The following is an 18,916-nucleotide window of genomic DNA, read 5'->3' as shown; positions in this document are numbered from 1 at the left end:
GCCTGCGGCGACGCCTGGAACTGGCTCGCCCATCAGCCCGAGCGCAGCACCGCCATCGCCTCACCCGCCTACGCACAGGTCAACTTCTGATGCCGCGCGTATTACGCCTTCGCGGCGAGTTCGTCGCGCAGCACGCGCTTCAGCACCTTGCCGGACGGGTTGCGCGGCAACGCCTGGCGGATTTCGAGGCCCTTCGGCACCTTGAATCCGGCGAGGCGCGAGCGGCAATGCGCCTGCAGGGTCGCGAGGTCCAGCGTCGCGCCCTCCTGCAGCACCACGACGGCGACGGGGCGTTCGCCCCAGCGCGCGTCGGGGACGCCGACCACCGCCGCCTCGCTCACGCCGGGCAGGTCGTAGAGGACGCGCTCCACCTCCGAACTCGCAATGTTCTCGCCGCCGGAGATGATGATGTCCTTCTTGCGGTCGGTGAGGAACAGGAAGCCCTCCTGGTCCAGATAGCCGACGTCCCCGGTGCGGAACCAGCCGTCGGGATGGAAGCTGGCGGCGGTCTTGGCGGGGTCGCGCCAGTAGCCCTTGAAGACCTTGGGGCCGCGCAGGCAGATCTCGCCCTCCCGCCCCGGCGGCAGGGGGCGGCCGGCGTCGTCGCGGATGGTGATCTCGACATGGGGGGTGGCGCGCCCGGTAGAGCCGATCTTCTCGATCTCGCGCCCCGCCTCCATCAGCGTGTCGCCGCTGCAGGTCTCGGTGAGGCCGTAGGCGTCGATGTAGCGGGCCCGGGGGAACAGGCCGGCGAAGGCGCGGATGCGCGGCTCCGGCGTGCGCTCGCCGCCGCCGATGCACCAGCGGAGGGTGGAGAGGTCGAGGCCCTGAGGGTTGCCGTGCTCCAGGGTGCGGGAGAGCATGACGGGCGCCATCCAGGCGCCGGTCAGGCGCTCGCGCGCGATCGCCTCGAGCGCGGCGGCGGCGTCGAACTCGCGCAGGATGCAGAGCGTGCCGCCGACCCAGAGGACGGCGAGGCCGGGCAGGTCGAAGGCGCCGACGTGGTAGAGCGGCCCCACCACCAACAGCCGGTCGGCGGCGGAGAGGCCGAGGGCGACGACGTGCTCCATGCACTTCCAGTAGAAGTTGCCGTAGGAGTGCATGACGCCCTTCGGGCGGTCGGTGGTGCCGGAGGTGTACATCAGCCGGAACAGGTCGCCCTCCTGCCGCGGCGCGACCGGCGGGACGGGGGTTCCGGCAGGGACCAGCCGGGTCGGGTCGGACTGGGCGGCGGCGTCGAGCAGGATCAGGCCGGGCAGGCCCTCGACGACCGGGCCGAACTCGGCGTCGGCGAAGAGAAGCTTCGCGCCGGCGTTGTCGAGAATGTAGGCCACCTCCTCCCGCGCCAGCCGGAAGTTGATGGGCAGGAAGACCGCGCCGATGCGGCTGGTGGCGATCGCCAGCTCCACGAAGGCAGCGGAGTTCTTCATGAAGACCGCGACCACCTCGCCGGCCGCGACGCCGCGCGCGGCGAGCAGGGCGGACAGCGCCTCGGTCCGCGCCTGCAGCGCGGCGTAGCCGATGCGCTGCTCGCCGTAAAGGATCGCCGGGCGGTCGGGGCGCTGGCGGGCGTGGAAGGCGACGAAGGCGGAGAGGTTGAGCATGGCGGGCCTCAGTAGCCGCGGGGCATCCCCAGGTCGTGGACGGCGATGTAGTTGAGCACCATCTCCTCCGAGACCGGCGCGAAGCGGAACAGGCGGGCGTCGCGCCACAGCCGCTCCACGTCGAACTCCTTGGCGTAGCCCATCCCGCCCATGGTCTGCATGGCGCGCTCCGTCGCCTGCGCGGCGGCCTGCGCGGCGAGCAGCTTGGCCTGGTTGGCGGGGGAGCCGTACGGCTCCCCGAGGTCGCACAGGGCGGCGGCCTTCCGGTTCAGCAGGCGGGCCGCCTCGCCGAGCGCGTGCGCCTGCGCGAGCGGGAACTGCAGGCCCTGATAGGCGGCGATCGGCGTCGCGCCGAACACCCTGCGGCCGCGGGCGTAGTCAACGGCGAGGCGGATCGCGAGCTCCACCGTGCCGACCAGGCCGGCGGTGGTGACGATGCGCTCGGTGTTCAGCACCTCGAGCAGCGCCGGCCAGCCCTCGTCCACGCGGCCAACCACGTCCTCGGGTTCGACCCGCACCTCGTCGAGGAAGACCGAGGAGGAGGGGAGGGTGTTGGTGCCGAGCTTCTCGATCGCGCTGTGGGTGACGCCGGGGCGGTCGGGCTCGACCAGGAACAGGGTGATCCCGTGGGTGCGGCGCTGCACCTCCTCCACCCTCCGCGTGCGGGCGACGACGAGCATCTTGGTCGCCTGCGGGACGGCGGTGATCCAGACCTTGCGGCCGTTGAGCCGCCAGCCGTCGCCCTCGGCGCGCGCGAAGCTCCGCACCTCGAGGCTGTTGGTGCCGGCGTCGGGCTCGGTCAGCGCCATGCAGAAGGTGACCTCGCCGCGCGCGAGGCCGGGCAGCAGCGCCCGCTTCTGCGCGGGCGTGCCGAAGCGCGCGATGCTGACGCCGCCGAAGATGGGATTGAGCATGAAGAGCTGCGCCAGGGTGGAACCGGCGCCGCCGGCGCACAGCGCCTCGACCGCCAGCGCCATCTCGAGCATGCCGAGGCCGGAGCCGCCGTGTTCCTCCGGCAGGGCGATGGCGCAGAGACCGGCGTCGCAGATCGCCTGCCAGGCCTCGGCCGGATAGGCCTTCCGCGCGTCGAGGTCGCGCCAGTACGCGGACCCGAAGCGCTCGCCGACCTTGCGGGCGGTCTCCACCAGCAGGCGCTGGTCCTCGGAGAGGCGGAATTCCATGGCTCAGGGACTCCCCGTTGCCGCCGGCGCCAGCAGCAGCGCGAGCGGCTTCTCCAGGATGGCGACGACGCGGGCGAGGAAGGCGGCGGCGGCGGCGCCGTCGAGGACGCGGTGGTCCGCCGCGAGCACCAGCGTCACCTCGCGCCGCAGGGCCGGGGCGCCGTGCGCGTCGGGCCGGAAGACGGATTCCGCCGCGCCGAGGCCGAGAATCATGGACTGCCCGGGATTGACGATCGGCACCAGGAAGCGGACGCCATGCATGCCGACGTTGGAGAGGGTGATGCAGCCGCCCTGCAGGTCGTCGGGCGCGAGCCGGCCGTCGCGGGCGCGCCCGATCAGGGCGTCGGCGCGGCGGGCCAGGGCGTCGAGCGGCAGGTGGCCGGCATCGCGCAGCACCGGGGCGAGCAGGCCGTGCGGCGTGTCCACCGCGATCCCGACATCGGGGGAGGAGAGGCGCCGCCACCCCTCGCCCTCCCAGACGCGGTTCAGTTCGGGCATGGCGAGGAGCGCGCGGCCGACGGCGGCGAGGACGAAGTGGGTGACGGTGAGGCGCGGCGCGCCGGGAAGCTCGCGCCATTCCTCGCGCAGGGCGAGCAGGCGGGAGACCTCGGCCGCGGCGCCGACGTAGAAGTGCGGGATCTCCCGCTTCGCCTGGGTCAGGCGCCGCGCCGCGGCGGCGCGCACGCGGTCGAGCGGGATGGCCGCGCCGCGGGTCGCGTCGTCCGGCGCCGGCGCCGGCGCTGCGGTTGCCGGCACGTCCTTCGCCCTGATGCGGCCGCGCGGGCCGCTGCCGGCGAGCGTCGAGAGGGCGACGCCGCGCTCGCGCGCGAGCCGTCGGGCGAGCGGCGTGGCGACGATGCGCCGGTCCGCCGCGGCCGCCGGGCCCGGCGCGGCGGACGCCGGCGCGGCGCCGGTCCAGCGGGCGACCGGCGTGCCGACCGGGACGGTGCGCCCCGCGGGAACCAGGATCTCGCGGATCTCCCCCGGACCGGCGGCTTCGACCTCGGTCGCGATCTTCTCGGTCTCGACGACGAACAGCACGTCCCCGGCGGCGACGCGTGCGCCCGGCGCGACGCGCCATTCCGCGAGCAGTCCCTCGGCCATGGTGAGGCCGAGCTTCGGCATCACGATCTCGGCCAGCGGGGCCGCCATGCTTCAGCTTCCGGTGAACCGCGCCGGGCGCTTCTCGAGGAAGGCGCGGCAGCCCTCGTGCGCGTCGGCGGAATCGAGGACGAGGCCGATCATCGCCTGCTCGTGCGCAAGCGCCTGCGGCAGCGCCATCTGGCTGCCCTGGCGCAGGGTGCGCTTCAGCAGCTTGAGGATCAGCGGCGACTTGGCCGCGATGCGCTCGGCGAGCCTCAGCGCCTCGGCCATCAGCTCGGCCCTCGGCACGACGCGGTTGGCGAGGCCGAGCGCGACCGCCTCCTGCGCCGTGATGTGGTCGCCGGTGAACATCAGCTCCCGCGCGCGGCAGGGGGCGATCTCGCGGATCAGGCGCTGCGTGCCGCCGGCGCCGGGGAACAGGCCGAGGTTGATCTCGGGCAGCCCGAGGCGCGCGGTGTCGGCGAGGAGGCGGAGATCGGTGCAGAGCAGCAGTTCCGTGCCGCCGCCGAGCGCGAACCCGTTGACCGCGGCGATGGTCGGCTTGTCGCAGGATTCCACGCGGCTGAAGACGCGGTGGATCTCCTCGCCGAACTCCTGGTAGTGGGCGAGGCCCTGGCGGCTTTCCAGGTCGCGGATGTCGCCGCCGGCGACGAAGGCCTTCTCGCCGGCGCCGGTGATGACGATGACGCGCACCGCCGGATCGGACTCCGCGGCCGCGAAAGCGGCCTCGAAGGCGCGCAGCGTGGCGGCGTCGATCGCGTTCAGCGCGGCCGGGCGGTTGACGGTGAGGACGGCGACGGGACCGCGGATCTCGGAGAGGATGAGGGCGTCATCGGCCATCGGGGGCTCCTCTAGTCCAGCGTGCGGCGGACGGCGGCGGCGATGCGCGCGGCGTCGGGCCGGTAGGCGGCCTCCAGTTCCCGCGCGAAGGGAACGGGGGTGAAGGGGGCGCCGACGCGCAGGATCGGGCCGTCGAGCTCGTCGAAGCCGGCATCGGCCATCCGGGCGGCGATTTCGGCGCCGACGCCGAACGCCTCCACCGCCTCGTGCGCGACGACCAGACGATGGGTGCGCGAGAGGCTCTCCAGCACGGCAGCCTCGTCCCACGGCTGGAGGCTGCGGAGGTCGAGCACCTCGGCCTCGATGCCCTCCGCCGCGAGCAGCGAGGCGGCGTCGGTCGCCCAGTGGACGGCGGCGCCGTAGGCGACGATGGTCGCGTCGCGGCCCGGGCGGACGATGCGCGCGCGACCGATGGGGATCGGCTCCGGTGCGTCCGGCACCTCGCCTTTCATAGCGTAGAGGGCCTTGTTCTCGACGACGACGACGGGATCGGGATCGGCGATGGCGCTGCGCAGCAGGGCGTAGGCGTCGGCGGGCGTCGCCGGGCAGACGACCTTCAGGCCGGGGACGTGGCACAGCCAGGCCTCGAGGCACTGCGAGTGCTGGGGGCCGGCGGAGAGGCCGCCGCCGTGCGGCGTGCGCAGCACCAGCGGGACGCCGCGCTGCCCGCCGAACATGAAGCGCGCCTTTGCGGCCTGGTTGACCAGCGCGTCCATCGCGAGGGTGACGAAGTCCATGAACATGATCTCGGCCACCGGCCTGAGGCCGGTGAGCGCCGCGCCGACCGCGGCGCCCATGATCGCCGCCTCGGAGATCGGCGTGTCGCGCACGCGGTCGGGGCCGAACCTCTGCTGCAGCCCGCGCGTGGCGCCGAACGGGCCGCCGGCCGCGCCGATGTCCTCGCCGAGCAGGATCACCGCCGGGTCCTCGGCGAGGGCCTCGGCGAGGGCGCGGTTGATCGCCTGGACCATGCGGAGCTCGGGCACGGGTCAGCTCTCCGCGGGAGCGTAGGCGCCGTGCCGGGCGTCGGCCCACTCGGCCGCCGGCGCGGCGCGCGCGCCGGCAATGGCCGCGGCGACGGCGTCGCGCGCCTCCGCCTCCGCCGCGTGCAACGCGGACTCGGCGACGCCGGCGGCGAGCAGCGCGGCGCGGCTGCGGGCGATGGGATCGTGCCCGGCCGCGCGGGCGGCATCCTCCGCGTCGCGGTAGCGCTGCGGGTCGCCTTCGAAGTGGCCGCGCCAGCGGTGCGTGCGGGCCTCCAGGACGCGCGGCCCCTCGCCGCGCCGCAGGGCCTCGACCGCCTCGGCGGCGGCGGCAGCGACGGCGGCGGCGTCGTTCCCGTCCACCTCGGCATGCGGCACGCCGTAGGCGGCGGACCAGGCGGAGAGCGTCGCCGCCACCTGCGTGTCGCTGCGGCTGAACTCGGCCCAGCCGTTGTTTTCGCACACCAGGAGCAATGGCAGGCGCCAGATCGCGGCCAGGTTCAGCGACTCGTGCAGCGCGCCCTCGGCGAGGGCACCGTCGCCGAAGAAGGCGACCGCGACGCCGCCGGTGCCCCGGATACGGTGCGCCAGCGCGGCGCCGAGCGCGATGGGGGCGCCGGCGCCGACGATGCCGTTGGCGCCGAGCATGCCGCGATTCAGGTCGGCCACGTGCATGGACCCGCCCCGCCCGCCGCAGACGCCGCTGGCCCTGCCCAGCACCTCGGCGAAGAAGCCGTCGAGCGCGACGCCGCGGGCGATGGCGTGACCGTGGCCGCGATGGGTGGAAGCGACCGAGTCCTGCGGGCCGAGCGCGCTGCACACCCCGGCGGCGACGGCCTCCTGCCCGACCGAGAGGTGGATGAAGCCCGGCACCTCGCCGTCGGCGAAGAGGCGCGCTAGGGCCATCTCCGCCTCGCGGATGAGGAGCATCGTGCGAAGGAGGGCGAGCGGGTCGGCCATGCGCGTCATGCCGGAAGGGGGAGCCTCTGCGGGGACGGTGGGGAGCCGCATTCTTGCACGTCGCCGCGCCGGCCGGTGGGGCCATCGCGCATGGCGCGGCCGCCGGTCGGGCTGCGGCGGACGGCCTTGCCGCCGAGGCGCGCCGCCATGCCAGGCAGCGCAGGCGCGCGGTGCTCGGCTGCGACGATGCCGGCGGAGCTGCCCCTCGGCCCGGCACCCTCCAGGACCAGGAGGTCGAGATCCTGCCGCGCCCCGAGGCGGCGCAGGCGCCGCGCGAGATCCGCCATCGGGTCGGCGGGGAGGGCGCCGATCGTGGCAGGGCGGTCGAGGGCGAGGCGGGCGATGCCGCCGGACTCGGCAGCCAGGATGCGGCCGGAAGCGTCGCTCATGCGTCCCGCCCGCCGCCGACGCCGGGCCAGGCGAGGCCGCGGATGACGTCCTGCCCCTCCGCGTCGCGGACCCAGACCTCGTAGCCGTCGTCCCCGGCGCGGCGGCGCCCGCCGGCGGTGACGCGCGTGTCCTGCAGGACGGGGCGCACGAAGCGCACCTCGAGCGCGATCGGCACGGCGTCGCCGAAGGCGCGGCGCAGCGACTGCCACACCAGGTTGAGCGACAGCATCCCGTGCGCGATCGGGCGGCCGTAGGGCGTTCCGGCCGCGAAGGCCTCGTCCACGTGCAGGGGGTTGAAGTCGTCGGTGATGGCCGCGTAGGCGAGGATCGCCGCGCGGTCCACGAGCAGGCTCACCTCGGGGAGGGCGTCGTCGCGCATCATGCGGCCCAGATGACGGTCATGAGGCCGCGGAAGGCGGGACCTTCGGGGCCGGCGGTCTCCATGCCGAGCGTGACCCAGGGCCGGCCCTTGCGCCGCTCCTTCGCGAGACAGGTGATGGTGGTGGTCAGCCGCTCGCCTTCCCGCGGCAGGCGCAGCAGGTCGAAGCGCTGCGCCGCGTGGACATTGCCGGGCGGGCGCGGCTGCAGGATCTCGGCGTAGGCACGCATCGCGATCGCGGCGACCATGCCGTGCGGCATGACGCCGCCGAGATCGTCCTCGGGGAAGAGCGCGTTCCAGGCGCGCAGGGATGCGGCGTCGAGCACCGTCTCGCGCGCGCCCATGACCTGACCGGGGACGAAGCTGTCGTAGGTGATCATGCGCTGTCCTCCGTCGCGACCGCGTAGGGAAGGGCGATGCCGTGCGGACCGGACGGCGGGTCGAAGCGGACGCGCACCGCGTCGCCGATCCGCGGCGCGGCGGCGGCGGCGCCGCGCAAGTGCAGCATGATGCGCGGGCCTTCCTCGAGCGCGACGAGGGCGACGACGTAGGGCGCCTCCGCCTTGAAGGCGGTGGAGGGCGGGCGGTGGACGCGGGTGTGGCTGGCGATGCGGCCGCGGCCGGAGACCACCTCCCAGGTCAGGCTTCCCGTATGGCAGGCGGCGCAGACGGCGCGCGGCGGGAGCTGCGCGGCGCCGCAGGCGGTGCAGCGCTGCAGGCGGAGCTCGCCGCGGGCGCAGCCCTCCCAGAACGGCGCGGTGTCGGCGTTCGGGACCGGGAGAGGCCTGGCCGGGGCCGGGGAGTCGGCGGGCACGGGTCAGAGCCTCCCCAGGACGAGCGAGCAATGGGCCGAGAGGATGCCGCCGTCGCCGTGCACGAAGCCCAGCTCGGCCCCGGGCACCTGGCGCGGGCCGGCCTCGCCGCGCAGCTGCCGCACCGCCTCGACGACGTGGAACAGGCCGCCGGCGGCGCCGGAATGGGCGTAGGACATCAGGCCGCCATGCGTGTTGCAGGGCAGCCGGCCGCCGAGGTCGAGCGCGCCGGCGAGCGCCGCGGGCCCTGCCTCCCCCTTCTCGAAGAAGCCGATGGATTCGAGTTCGACCAGCAGCGTAACGGTGAAGCTGTCGTAGATCTCGGCGACGTGGATGTCGGCGGGGGAGACGCCGGCGCGGCCGAAAGCCTGGGCGGCGCTGTCGCGGCACCCGAATTCGGTGAGGCTCGGCGCGGCGACCAGGTGCTCGTGCGTGGTCTTCTGCCCGGTGCCGAGGACCGCGACGGGGCGCTTCGCCGCATCGCGCGCCGCCTCGGCGGCGCTGACGACGAGCGCGGCGCCGCCGTCGGAGATCAGGCAGCAGTCGAGCAGGCGGAGCGGCTCGGCGATGAAGCGGCTGGAGAGGACGTCCTGCACCGTGATCGGCACGCGCATCTGCGCCTTCGGGTTGCGCGCGGCGTGGGTGCGGCAGGCGACGGCCATCGCCGCCAGGTGCTCCGGCGTTGCGCCGAACTCGTGCATGTAGGCCTGCGCGACCAGGGCGTAGAGCGCCGGGATGGTGACGCCGAAGGGCCGCTCGAACTGGGGGTGGCCGACCTCCGCGAGCGCCGCCACCGCCCTGTCGCGCGAGAGGCCGCTGAGGCGGTTGTCGCCGGCGACGACCAGGACGTGCCGACACAGGCCGGCCTCCACGAGGGCCGCGGCCTGCGTGACCATGAGGCAGCCGGTGGCGCCGCCCGCCTGGACGGCGGCGGCGAAGGCCGGCCGGATGCCGAAGTACTCGCAGAAGACCGAGGCCAGCATCAGGTGCGGTTCGGTGAAGGAGTAGGCGCAGAGGACGCCGTCGAGGTCCGCGGGGCGCAGGCCGGCGTCGGCAAGCGCGAGGGAGGCGGCCTCGGCGTGCAGGCTCATGCAGGAGGAGCCCGGCAGCTCGCCCACCGCCGTGTCGGCGGCGCCGGTGATGACGGCGCGGCGGCTCACGCGCTGCCCTCGTCGCGCTGCATGCGGTCCCAGTCGAACTCGAGGGGCTGCTTGCCGAGGAAGCGCTCCACCGCGGCGCGGTGATAGGCGCTGTGGATCGCCACGGCCTGGGCGTAGGCCTCGATCTCGCCGAGCGCGCGCTGGTCGAGGTTGAAGGACTGATTCAGCGCGTGCTTGGCCATGCCGAGCGCGGCCGTGGGCGCGTGGCGGAAGCGCGCGGCGAAGGCCAGGGCGCGATCGTGCAGCGCCTCCGGCGGGTGGATCTCGAGCACGATGCCGAGCGCCTTCGCCTCCTCGACGCCGACGGTGCGGGCGGTCATCACCAGCTCCTTCGCCCGCTGCAGGCCGAGGATGCGCGGCAACAGCCAGAAGGCGCCGAGGTCGGGCACCAGGCCGATGCGGGCGAAGACGGCGCAGAAGCGCGCGCGCGGGCTGGCGAGCACGAAGTCGGCGGCGAGCGCGAGCATGAAGCCGGCGCCGAAGGCGGGGCCGTCCACCGCGGCGACGACGGGCTTCTCCAGGTTGATGAGCTCCGGCAGCCAGACGTGCAGGGCGCGGATGCGCTCCCGCGCCGCCTGGAGGTCCTGCCGCGCGGCCTCGAGCGCGGCGAGGTCGCCGCCGGCGCAGAAGGCGCCGCCCGCGCCGGCGAGCAGCAGCACCTTCACCGCCGCGTCCTGGCGCGCGCGGCGGACCGCGTCCGCGATCTCCTCGCGCATGGCCAGGTCGAGCGCGTTGCGCTTCTCCGGGCGGTTCATGGTCAGGACGCCGATGCCGTCCTGCACCCGCCAGATGATGCCCTGGTAGCCGCCGCTCATAGCCCGAGTCCCCGCGCGATGAGGTTGCGTTGGATCTCCGAGGTGCCCTCGCCGATGACGTAGACGAGGGCGTCGCGGTGGATGCGCCCGACGGGGTACTCGCGCATGATGCCGGCGCCGCCGTGGATCCGGATCGCGGCCTCCGAGACGCGCACCGCGCATTCCGAGGCGACGAGCTTCACCTTCGCCGCCGTGGCGGCGTCCAGCGTGCCCTGGTCCACGCGCCACGCGCCGTAGTAGACGAGCCAGCGCGCCGCCTCGATCCCGGCCGCCATGTCGGCGAGCTTGTGGGCGATCGCCTGGTACTGGCCGATGGGCCTGCCGCGCACCTTGCGGGTCTTCGCGTAGTCGAGCGCCGCCTCCAGCGCGCCCTGCGCCATGCCGAGCGCGTTGGCGGCGACGCCGACGCGGTTCTCCGACAGGCTGTCGAGGATGACCGGATAGGTGCCGATGCGTTCGCCGAGCAGGCAGTCGTCCGGGACGAAGGCGTCCGCGATGTGGAGGAGGCCGGTGTCGGAGGCGCGGATGCCCTCCTTCTTCAGCTTGCTGACGGCGATGCCGGGATTCGGCAGCTCGACGAGGAAGAGGCTGATGGCGTCCGGCGTCAGCTCCGGCCGGGTGCGCGCGGCGAGGGTGAGGAAGTCGGCGATCGGCGCGTTGGTGATGTAGAGCTTGGACCCGTTCAGGCGCCAGCCGCCGGGCACCTTCTCCGCGCGCGTGCGCAGGGCGCGGATGTCGGAGCCGCCGTCGGGCTCGGAGAGCGCGAAGCCGGCGATGCGCTCGCCGGCGAGGGCGGGCCGGAAGAAGCGCGCCTTCTGCGCCTCCGTGCCCGCCTTCCAGATCGGCCAGATGCCGAGATGGCTGTGCGCCGACCACGAGGAGGCGAAGGCCTGGCAGATGCGCGACATCTCCTCGCGGAGGATGCAATCGGACACCTTGTCGAAGCCCGCCCCGCCGTCCTCTGCCGGGTAGCGCACGCCGATCAGGCCGAGCTCGCCGAAGCGGCGGAACAGCGACCTCGGGAAGGATTCCGTCTCCTCCGCCTCGCGCACCAGGGGCGCGAGCTCGGTCTCCGCGAAGCGGCGCACGGTGCGGCGCAGCGCCTCCTGCTCGGGGGTGAAGGCGAAGTCCATGCGGGCCTCAGGCGGCCTTCCGCCGCGCCGTGGCGTCGGCCGGGGGGCGGGCGCCGAGGGCGCGGCCGACCTGCCCGGCGGCCTCGGCGAGGGCGGCGCCGAGGCGGCGGGCGGCGGCGCGGTCGAGCCGCGCGGAGAGATCCACGGCCGAGAGCGCCATCACCGGCCGCCCGGTGCCGTCGAGCACGGCGCTGGAGACGGTGGTGATGCCGGAGACGAAGTTGTTGGCGTCCACCGCGTAGCCGTCGCGCCGCGCCTGCTCCACCTGGCGGAGGAAGGTGCGGAAGGGCGGCAGCGCGTCGGCGCGCAGCGCCGCGTAGCGCCGGGCGAGCTCCGACTCCGGCAGCCCCGCATGGGCGGCCATGCAGCGGCCCAGCGCGCCGATCAGCAGCGGCAGGCGCTGTCCGATGTTCATGTGGATGCGGACCATGGCCTGCCCCTCGGCGCGATCCACGAGCACGACGCGATCCGGTCCAGTGCGGAGCCAGAGCGTCATGGTCGCGCCGAAGCGGTCGGCGAGGGCTTCCAGGTGCGGACGCACGACCCGCACGGCGCCGATGCCGTCCAGTGAGGCGACCGCGAGCTCGGCGAGGCCGAGCCCCGGCGCGTAGGTCTTGGCCACGGGGTCGAAGGCAACGAGGCCCTCGCCGGCCAGGGTGCGCAGGATGTTGAAGGCGGTGGAGGGATTGAGGTCGAGGGTGCGCGCGACCTCGGTGGCGCCGGCGGGCCGCCGGAGCGACGCCAGGAACCGAAGGATGCGGGTGGCGGCGACCACGGCGCCGACCTCCTTGGGCACGCCTGCCTCCATTCTCTGTGAAGAATGTGATTTTTCTACGCGAACAGCATAGGCCGCCGCCGGAGCCGGTGTCAAAGCCGAACGGCGCGGCTAGTCGCAGGGAAGCCCGATCTGGCGCGCAATCGCGCGCAGCTGGATCTCCCAGCTCCCGACCGTGACCGGTGCGACCAGCGCGTCCATCGCGAGACGCATCGCGGGCAGCTCCTCGGTCAGGCCCCAGCCGCCGCCGACGTGCAGCGCGGTCTGGGTGACGCGCACCACCGCCTGGGTGGCGAGCAGCTTCGCCGTCGAGACGTCGAGGATCACCCGGTCGAGCGGCACGCCCGCGTCCCAGCGCGCGGCGGCGTGGTAGGTGAGGTGGCGGACCGCCTCGATGTCGGCGTGCGCCTGCGCCAGGCTGAAGGCGATGGACTGGTTGGCGCCGATCGGGCGGCCGAACTGGCGGCGCGTCCGCGCATACCCGACCGCCCAGGCGAGCGCCGTCTGCATGTGGCCGAGCCAGCGCGCGGCGACCATGATCCGCTCGCGGTTGAAGCCCGCCATGATCTCGCGGAAGCCGGCGCCGATCATGCGGCGCGCCGGCACGCGCACGTCCTCGAGCGTGATGCGGTAGGTCGGCGCCGGGCGGTTCACGTAGGTGCCGATCTGCGAGGCGACGAGGCCCGGGCTGTTCCGGTCCACCGCGAAGAAGCGCATGCCGCGCCGTCCCTGCGCCGGGTCGGTCTGCGCGAGCAGGACGAGCACGTCCGCGTCGCCGCCGAGGGTGATGAAGGACTTCATGCCGGAGAGGAGCCAGTCGCCGCCGCTCCGCCGAGCGAGGGTCTTCACGTTCTGGACGTCGTTGCCGGCCTCGGGCTCGGTCACGGCGAGGGCGAGGAGGCAGTCGCCGGCGATGTTGGCGCGGGCGAGGTCGAGCAGCTCGCCCTCGCCGAACTCCGCGAGCAGGCCGCCGGCGACCTCCTGCACGAGGAGCGCGACGGCGAGGTTCGGATTGGCCTTCGACGTCTCCTCGAGGAGGATCGCCTCCTCGGTGGCGCCGAGATCGGCGCCACCGACGGAGTGCGGCAAGGCGACGCCGACCAGGCCGGCCCCGGCGGCGGCCCGGTAGAAATCGCGCGGGAAGGCGCGGTCGCGGTCCGCCTGCTCCCAGCGCGGCGCCACCTCCCTGCGCGCGAAGGCGGCGCAGAGCGCGCGGAACTCGGCCGCATCGACCGAGTTCGCCGGGCGCCGGCGTGCGGTGCTGTCCATGCTGGTCCTCCCTCGGCGCCGCCTCGGCGACCTGCGCGGCAATTTTTTATGGAGTTTCTATGGAGAATTGTGTTCTGGATCTGGAACGAGGCTAGGGCCCGCGGCCCGGCGCTGTCAAACTCCGCGGGGCCCGGCGGCGCGGGGCGATGCCGCCACCCGATCGTTGCCTTGCCGTGGCCGCGCACGACGCGGACGCGGCCCCGGCCGCCGCGCTCCGGCTCCGGCCGGACGGGGCCGCCGCGCGCGGGCCGGGGCTTCGCGGCACCGCCGGCGGCGACGCTTTTCCCTCGGCCTTCCCCCCGTCGCCCCGGCCATCGGACGCGGCGGGTCCGGTGGCCGCGCGGCTGGCCGCCTCCCTCGGCCGCGTGTATTGGGGGGCGACAGGCACCGGGAGACGGAACGCCCGTTCCATGCGTGTGATCATCTGCGGCGCGGGCCAGGTCGGGTCCACCATCGCGCGGCATCTCGCCTCGGAGCGGATCGACGTCACGGTCATCGACAGCGATCCCGAGCAGGCGAGGCGCGCGGACGAGAGCTACGACGTCCGCGGCATGGTCGGCCACGCCTCGCACCCGGAGGTGCTGGAGCGCGCCGGGGCGCGGGATGCCGACATGCTGATCGCGGTGACCCGGTCGGACGAGGTCAACATGGTGGCCTGCCAGGTGGCCTACTCCCTGTTCGGCGTCAGGCGCCGCGTCGCCCGCGTCCGCCATTCGGGGTATCTCGAGCCGATCTGGCGCGGCCTCTACGCCGCCGACCAGCTGCCGATCGACGTCATCATCTCGCCCGAGATCGAGGTCGCGCGCGGCATCTCCCGCCGGCTGCGCACGCCCGGCGCCTTCGACATGGTTCCGCTGGCCGGCGGGCGCGTGCAGCTTCTCGGCATCCACTGCACCGACCCAGCCTGTCCGATGGCGGGCATCCGGCTGCGCGACCTGCCCGAACGCATGCCCGACCCCGGCTTCGTCGTGGTCGCCGTCCTCCGCGGGGGGCACGCCTTCGTCCCCGACGGCGGCGATCGGATCCAGTGCGGCGACGACGTCTACGTGGTGACCGAGCCAGCCGCCGCGGATCGCGTCATGGCGGCCTTCGGCCACCGCGAGCGGGCGGCCCGGCGCGTCGTGGTGGTCGGCGGCGGCAACGTCGGCCTGCACCTCGCGCGCATGCTGGCGCGGGAGGCGCCGCTGGTCTCGCTCAAGGTCGTCGAGCACGGGCGCAAGCGGGCCAATTACATCGCCCGCGAGCTCGGCGACGCCGCCGTGGTCCTGCAGGGCGACGCGCTGGACCCGCAGGTGCTCGAGGAGGCGAACGTCGCGGCGGCCGAGACCATCGTCGCCGTCACCAACGACGACGAGACGAACATCTTCGCCTCGGTGCTCGCCAAGCGCGCCGGCTGCCGCCGCGCGATCACGCTGGTCAACAAGACCTCCTACGAGGAGATGCTGCCCTCGCTCGGCATCGATGCGGTGGTGAGCCCGAGCGCGATCACCATCTCGACCGTCCTGCGGCACGTCCGGCGCGGCCCGGTCGCGGCGGTCTACACGCTGCGCGAGGACTTCGGCGAGGTGGTCGAGGCCGAGGCCCTGCCCGGCTCGCGCCTCGTCTCCGGCCCGCTGCGCGCGGTCGGCATGCCGGAGGGCATGCTGGTCGGCGCCGTCGTCCGCCAGGGCGAGGTGATCATCCCGACCGGCGACACCCAGATCCGTCCCGGCGATCGGGTGATCGCGGTGGTCTCCTACAACGCGCTCCGCCGCGCCGAGGACATGATCGCCGGCGAGGCGCCGCCGCCTCCGTCCGGGGTCGCCCTCCCCGGCGCCGACGCCTGATGCCGCCGGCGGCGGAGGTCCGGGCGCCGTCCGCCTGGTCGCCGCCCGGTCTGCGACCGGTCCTCTACCTCGTCGCCGGCATGCTGCTGGCGCTCTCCGCCCTGATGCTGCTGCCCGCCGCGGTCGATGCGGCCGTCGCCAATCCCGACTGGCAGGTCTTCGCCATGTCGAGCGTCGCCACGCTGGCCGCGGGCGGCATCCTGTTCCGCGCCACGCGCTGCCGGCTGACCGGCGGACTGACGCTCCGCCAGGCCTTCGTGCTGACGCCGCTGAGCTGGGCCGCGATGTCGGCCTTCGCCGCGGTCCCCTTCTTCCTGTCGGGCCACGACGGCCTCGCCGGGAACTACACGAACGCGTTCTTCGAGGCGGTCTCGGGGCTGACGACGACCGGCGCCACGGTCGTGACGGGGCTCGACCACGCGCCGCCGGGGATCCTGCTCTGGCGGGCCCTGCTGCAGTGGGTCGGCGGCATCGGCATCATCGCGACGGCGGTGGCGATCCTGCCGGCCCTCGGCGTCGGGGGCATGCAGCTGTTCCGCACCGAATCCTCCGACCGCTCGGAGAAGGTGATGCCGCGCGTGCGGCAGATCGCGCTGGCGATCGGGGCGATCTACCTCGGGCTCACGGTGATCTGGGCGCTGGCCTACATGCTTGCGGGCATGGCCGCCTTCGACGCGGTCGCCCATGCGCTCACCACGATCGCGACGGGCGGCTATTCGACCTCCGACGCCTCGATGGGCAACTGGGACAGCCCGGCGATCCACTGGGTTGCCACGGTCGGCATGGTGGCGGGGGCGGTCCCCTTCGTCCTCTACGTGCGGATGCTGCGCGGCGAGCGCGACAGCCTGCGGGACAGCCAGGTGCGCACGCTGCTCGCCTTCCTCGCCGTCACGGTGGCCGCGCTCGCGCTGTGGCTGGTGGCGAGCGGCCGGTACGGGCCCGAGGAGGCGCTGCGGCACGCGGCCTTCAACGTGGTCTCGGTCGTGACGACGACGGGCTACGCCACGACCGACTATTCGCTGTGGGGCAACGCCGCGGTCGGCCTGTTCTTCGGCCTGCTCTTCGTGGGCGGCTGCACGGGCTCGACCTCGGGCGGCATGAAGATCTTCCGCTTCCAGGTGATGGCGGCGCTGCTGCGGGTGCAGTTCCTCCGCCTGGTCTTCCCGCGCGGCGTCTTCCCGCGCCTCTACGCCGGCCGGCCGCTGCCCGACGAGATCCTGGGGTCGGTGGTGGTGTACTTCTCGCTCTACTTCATCTGCTACGGCACGCTGACGATCGCGCTGATGGCGTTCGACCTCGACTTCCTCACCAGCGCCTCGGCCGCGGTCGCCACCCTCTCGAACGTCGGGCCCGGGCTGGGCGAGACGATCGGGCCGGCGGGCAATTTCGCGGGCCTGCCGGCCGAGGCCAAGTGGCTGCTCAGCTTCGCCATGCTGCTCGGCCGGCTCGAGCTGTTCACGGTGCTGGTGCTGTTCATGCCGAGGTTCTGGCGCGGCTAGGCGCGGCCCCGGCGCGGCGGGCCGGCAGCGGCCGATGCCGCTACCGGCCGGCCCACTCCCGCGCCGGCGGGGCCGCCGTCTCGATGCCCAGATGGTCAATGGCGCGCCGCGCGATCTGCTCCACGATCTCGGCGACGCTCCGCGGCCCGAGGTAGAAGGCCGGCACCGGCGGCGCGATGATCGCGCCCTGCTCGGTGGCCGCGACCATGGCGCGCAGGTGGCCGAGGTGCAGCGGGCTCTCCCGCACCAGCAGCACCAGGGGCCGGCGCTCCTTGAGCTGCACGTCGGCGGCGCGCACCAGCAGGTTGTCGGCGGCGCCCGTCGCGATCGCCGAGAGGGTCCGCATTGAGCAGGGCGCGACGATCATGCCGGCGGTGCGGAAGGAGCCGCTGGCGATGCAGGCGCCGACATCCTCGACCGGGTGCCGCCGCGCCGCCAGCGCCGAGATCCGCTCCAGCGCCCCCGCCCCGCATTCGAGCGCGAGGGTCCGCTCCCCGGCGCGCGAGACCACCAGGTGCAGTTCGCAGCCGCCGGCCTCCGCCAGCAGCTCGACGACGCGGACGCCGATCGCGGCGCCGGACGCGCCGCTGATGCCGACGACGACGCGCGGGACGCGGCCGCTCACGCCACCCTCCGGCCGCCGCCGGGCCGCTGGCGCGGCGAGGGCGGCAGGCCGAGCTCGCCCCACATCCGGTCCACCCGCGCGATCACCTCCGGGTCCATCGCCAGCGGGCGGCCGAATTCGCGCCCGGTCTCGGGCCCGATCTTCACCGTGGCGTCGATGCCGAGCTTGCCGCCGAGCCCCGCGCGCGGCGAGGCGAAGTCGAGGTAGTCGATCGGCGTGTCGTCGATCCGCACCAGGTCGCGCGACGGGTCGGAGCGGGTGGAGACCGCCCACATCACCTCCGCCCAGTCGCGCACCGCCACATCGGCGTCCACCGCGATCAGCAGCTTGGTGTAGGTGAGCTGCGGCAGCAGCGACCACAGGCCGAGCATCACCCGCCGCGCCTGTCCCGGATAGCTCTTCTGCAGCGCGACGATGGCGATGCGGTAGGAGCAGGCCTCGGGCGGCAGCCAGAGGTCCGCCACCTCCGGGAACTGGCGGCGGACGAAGGGCAGGAACAGCGCGTTCAGCGCCTCGCCGATGCGGGAGGGCTCGTCCGGCGGCCGCCCGGTGAAGGTGGAGAGGTAGATCGGCCGCTCGCGCATCGTGATCGCGCGCACGCGCAGCACCGGGAAGTGCTCGACCGAATTGTAGTAGCCGGTGTGGTCGCCATAGGGGCCCTCCGGCGCGGTCTCGTTCGGCGCGACGGTGCCCTCGATGACGATCTCCGCCTCCGCCGGGACCTGCAGCGGGATGCTGACGCAGCGGACGAGCGAGGGCCGCTCCCCGCGCAGCAGGCCGGAGACGCCGATCTCCGAGACCGTCTCCGGCAGCGGCAGCGCGGCGGAGAGGATCGTCGCCGGGTCGGCGCCGATCGCCACCGCCACCGGCATCTCCTGCCCGCGCGCCTGCCACATCCGGTGATGCCGCGCACCCCCGCGCTGCGCGAGCCAGCGGATGATCGCCCGGTCCCGCCCCAGCACCTGCATCCGATAGACGCCGACATTGCAGTCGTCCGGCGAGTCGCTCCCCGGCGGCCGGGTGATCACCAGCGGCCAGGTCAGCAGCGGCGCCGGCTCCCCCGGCCAGCAGATCGGCGCCGGCAGCGCGCCGAGATCCACCGCCGCGCCGTGCCGCACGATCCGCTGCGCCGGCGCGGCCGCCGCCTCGCGCGGGCGCATGGCGAGCGCGGCGCGGGCCAGCGGCCAGCGCCGCAGCGCGTCGGCCAGGCCCTGCGGCGGCCGGGGCTGGCGCAACTCCGCGAGCAGCTCGCCCAGTTCCGGAAGCGCCTCCGGGCGCACGCCGAGGCCCCAGGCCACCCGCTCCACCGTGCCGAACAGGTTGACCAGCACCGGCATCCCCGCCGCCGTGCCGTCGGCCTTCACCACCTGCTCGAACAGCAGCGCGGGCCCGTGCTCGCGCAGGACGCGGCGGTGGATCTCCGTGATCTCGTGCACGGCCGAGACGGGGCGGCGGATTCGCAGCACCTGCCCGCGCGCCTCGAGATGCGCGAGGAAGTCCCGCAGGTCACGGAAGGGCGGCAGGTCGCGTCGCGGCACGGGGGCGCTCCATGCCCGGGCGC

At 74.3% G+C, this 18,916-nt stretch carries 19 protein-coding genes; 2 read left to right on the top strand and 17 right to left on the bottom strand.

From position 1 onward, the window contains the following. Nucleotides 1-101: 101 nt before the first annotated feature. From IEX99_RS15185 to IEX99_RS15115, 15 genes are all read right to left on the bottom strand, one after another. Nucleotides 102-1,604 (bottom strand): AMP-binding protein, encoded by a 1,503-nt coding sequence (locus tag IEX99_RS15185; RefSeq protein WP_188901754.1) that lies wholly within the window; start codon nucleotides 1,602-1,604, stop codon nucleotides 102-104. 8 nt (nucleotides 1,605-1,612) lie between these two features. Then, on the bottom strand, nucleotides 1,613-2,785 hold the full coding sequence (locus IEX99_RS15180) for an acyl-CoA dehydrogenase family protein (RefSeq protein ID WP_188901752.1): 1,173 nt from the start codon (nucleotides 2,783-2,785) through the stop codon (nucleotides 1,613-1,615). 3 nt (nucleotides 2,786-2,788) lie between these two features. Beyond that, complete coding sequence (locus IEX99_RS15175; protein WP_188901750.1) at nucleotides 2,789-3,937, bottom strand: dihydrolipoamide acetyltransferase family protein; 1,149 nt, start codon at nucleotides 3,935-3,937, stop codon at nucleotides 2,789-2,791. A gap of 3 nt (nucleotides 3,938-3,940) precedes the next feature. Then, nucleotides 3,941-4,729 (bottom strand): enoyl-CoA hydratase/isomerase family protein, encoded by a 789-nt coding sequence (locus tag IEX99_RS15170; protein WP_188901748.1) that lies wholly within the window; start codon nucleotides 4,727-4,729, stop codon nucleotides 3,941-3,943. Nucleotides 4,730-4,740: 11 nt separating this feature from the next. After that, complete coding sequence (locus IEX99_RS15165; RefSeq protein ID WP_188901746.1) at nucleotides 4,741-5,715, bottom strand: alpha-ketoacid dehydrogenase subunit beta; 975 nt, start codon at nucleotides 5,713-5,715, stop codon at nucleotides 4,741-4,743. Between the two features lie 3 nt (nucleotides 5,716-5,718). Further along, nucleotides 5,719-6,681 (bottom strand): thiamine pyrophosphate-dependent dehydrogenase E1 component subunit alpha, encoded by a 963-nt coding sequence (locus IEX99_RS15160; protein WP_188901744.1) that lies wholly within the window; start codon nucleotides 6,679-6,681, stop codon nucleotides 5,719-5,721. Beyond that, on the bottom strand, nucleotides 6,678-7,061 hold the full coding sequence (locus IEX99_RS15155; RefSeq protein ID WP_188901742.1) for a hypothetical protein: 384 nt from the start codon (nucleotides 7,059-7,061) through the stop codon (nucleotides 6,678-6,680). Before IEX99_RS15155 ends, IEX99_RS15160 begins: the two co-directional genes overlap by 4 nt. After that, complete coding sequence (locus IEX99_RS15150; protein ID WP_229678054.1) at nucleotides 7,058-7,444, bottom strand: MaoC family dehydratase; 387 nt, start codon at nucleotides 7,442-7,444, stop codon at nucleotides 7,058-7,060. The genes IEX99_RS15155 and IEX99_RS15150 overlap by 4 nt, the downstream gene beginning before the upstream one ends. Next, entirely contained in the window at nucleotides 7,441-7,821 is a 381-nt protein-coding gene (locus tag IEX99_RS15145) for a hotdog family protein (RefSeq protein WP_188901740.1), read from the bottom strand. The genes IEX99_RS15150 and IEX99_RS15145 overlap by 4 nt, the downstream gene beginning before the upstream one ends. Continuing rightward, nucleotides 7,818-8,255, bottom strand: coding sequence for a Zn-ribbon domain-containing OB-fold protein (locus tag IEX99_RS15140; RefSeq protein WP_188901738.1), 438 nt, complete (start codon nucleotides 8,253-8,255; stop codon nucleotides 7,818-7,820). Before IEX99_RS15140 ends, IEX99_RS15145 begins: the two co-directional genes overlap by 4 nt. 3 nt (nucleotides 8,256-8,258) lie before the next feature. Then, entirely contained in the window at nucleotides 8,259-9,413 is a 1,155-nt protein-coding gene (locus IEX99_RS15135; protein WP_188901736.1) for a thiolase family protein, read from the bottom strand. Continuing rightward, the gene (locus tag IEX99_RS15130; protein WP_188901734.1) at nucleotides 9,410-10,228 is read right to left on the bottom strand and encodes an enoyl-CoA hydratase/isomerase family protein; all 819 of its coding nucleotides are present in this window, start codon (nucleotides 10,226-10,228) and stop codon (nucleotides 9,410-9,412) included. The genes IEX99_RS15135 and IEX99_RS15130 overlap by 4 nt, the downstream gene beginning before the upstream one ends. Next, on the bottom strand, nucleotides 10,225-11,361 hold the full coding sequence (locus IEX99_RS15125; RefSeq protein WP_188901732.1) for an acyl-CoA dehydrogenase family protein: 1,137 nt from the start codon (nucleotides 11,359-11,361) through the stop codon (nucleotides 10,225-10,227). Before IEX99_RS15125 ends, IEX99_RS15130 begins: the two co-directional genes overlap by 4 nt. Before the next feature lie 7 nt (nucleotides 11,362-11,368). After that, the gene (locus IEX99_RS15120; RefSeq protein WP_229678053.1) at nucleotides 11,369-12,157 is read right to left on the bottom strand and encodes an IclR family transcriptional regulator; all 789 of its coding nucleotides are present in this window, start codon (nucleotides 12,155-12,157) and stop codon (nucleotides 11,369-11,371) included. A 90-nt stretch (nucleotides 12,158-12,247) separates the two neighbouring features. Next, entirely contained in the window at nucleotides 12,248-13,405 is a 1,158-nt protein-coding gene (locus IEX99_RS15115; protein WP_188901727.1) for an acyl-CoA dehydrogenase family protein, read from the bottom strand. Nucleotides 13,406-13,815: 410 nt separating this feature from the next. Between IEX99_RS15115 and trkA the strand changes: the two genes are divergently transcribed. After that, nucleotides 13,816-15,231: a Trk system potassium transporter TrkA gene (gene trkA, locus IEX99_RS15110; RefSeq protein WP_188901725.1), complete on the top strand. Its 1,416-nt coding sequence runs from the start codon at nucleotides 13,816-13,818 to the stop codon at nucleotides 15,229-15,231. Beyond that, a complete protein-coding gene (locus IEX99_RS15105; protein ID WP_188901723.1) occupies nucleotides 15,231-16,730 on the top strand; it encodes a TrkH family potassium uptake protein in 1,500 nt (499 codons plus the stop codon). Before trkA ends, IEX99_RS15105 begins: the two co-directional genes overlap by 1 nt. Nucleotides 16,731-16,770: 40 nt before the next feature. Here the strand turns inward: IEX99_RS15105 and IEX99_RS15100 are convergent, their stop codons facing one another. Further along, on the bottom strand, nucleotides 16,771-17,355 hold the full coding sequence (locus tag IEX99_RS15100) for a UbiX family flavin prenyltransferase (RefSeq protein WP_188901722.1): 585 nt from the start codon (nucleotides 17,353-17,355) through the stop codon (nucleotides 16,771-16,773). Further along, complete coding sequence (locus IEX99_RS15095) at nucleotides 17,352-18,893, bottom strand: UbiD family decarboxylase (protein ID WP_188901720.1); 1,542 nt, start codon at nucleotides 18,891-18,893, stop codon at nucleotides 17,352-17,354. The genes IEX99_RS15100 and IEX99_RS15095 overlap by 4 nt, the downstream gene beginning before the upstream one ends. Nucleotides 18,894-18,916: the final 23 nt, after the last annotated feature.

The organism is Caldovatus sediminis (assembly GCF_014644455.1).
In the GTDB taxonomy this organism is placed as follows: domain Bacteria; phylum Pseudomonadota; class Alphaproteobacteria; order Acetobacterales; family Acetobacteraceae; genus Caldovatus; species Caldovatus sediminis.
Note: the sequence above shows the minus strand (reverse complement) of the source record. Positions and strands in the feature narration are given on the sequence as shown.

Excerpts from the sequence above, each read along its gene's own strand:
- IEX99_RS15125 (WP_188901732.1), bottom strand. The coding sequence starts at position 11,361 with ATGGACTTCGCCTTCACCCCCGAGCAGGAGGCGCTGCGCCGCACCGTG.
- IEX99_RS15155 (WP_188901742.1), bottom strand. The coding sequence starts at position 7,061 with ATGAGCGACGCTTCCGGCCGCATCCTGGCTGCCGAGTCCGGCGGCATC.
- trkA (WP_188901725.1), top strand. The coding sequence starts at position 13,816 with ATGCGTGTGATCATCTGCGGCGCGGGCCAGGTCGGGTCCACCATCGCG.
- IEX99_RS15145 (WP_188901740.1), bottom strand. The coding sequence starts at position 7,821 with ATGATCACCTACGACAGCTTCGTCCCCGGTCAGGTCATGGGCGCGCGC.
- IEX99_RS15180 (WP_188901752.1), bottom strand. The coding sequence starts at position 2,785 with ATGGAATTCCGCCTCTCCGAGGACCAGCGCCTGCTGGTGGAGACCGCC.
- IEX99_RS15105 (WP_188901723.1), top strand. The coding sequence starts at position 15,231 with ATGCCGCCGGCGGCGGAGGTCCGGGCGCCGTCCGCCTGGTCGCCGCCC.
- IEX99_RS15175 (WP_188901750.1), bottom strand. The coding sequence starts at position 3,937 with ATGGCGGCCCCGCTGGCCGAGATCGTGATGCCGAAGCTCGGCCTCACC.
- IEX99_RS15185 (WP_188901754.1), bottom strand. The coding sequence starts at position 1,604 with ATGCTCAACCTCTCCGCCTTCGTCGCCTTCCACGCCCGCCAGCGCCCC.
- IEX99_RS15130 (WP_188901734.1), bottom strand. The coding sequence starts at position 10,228 with ATGAGCGGCGGCTACCAGGGCATCATCTGGCGGGTGCAGGACGGCATC.
- IEX99_RS15160 (WP_188901744.1), bottom strand. The coding sequence starts at position 6,681 with ATGACGCGCATGGCCGACCCGCTCGCCCTCCTTCGCACGATGCTCCTC.
- IEX99_RS15170 (WP_188901748.1), bottom strand. The coding sequence starts at position 4,729 with ATGGCCGATGACGCCCTCATCCTCTCCGAGATCCGCGGTCCCGTCGCC.
- IEX99_RS15115 (WP_188901727.1), bottom strand. The coding sequence starts at position 13,405 with ATGGACAGCACCGCACGCCGGCGCCCGGCGAACTCGGTCGATGCGGCC.
- IEX99_RS15150 (WP_229678054.1), bottom strand. The coding sequence starts at position 7,444 with ATGATGCGCGACGACGCCCTCCCCGAGGTGAGCCTGCTCGTGGACCGC.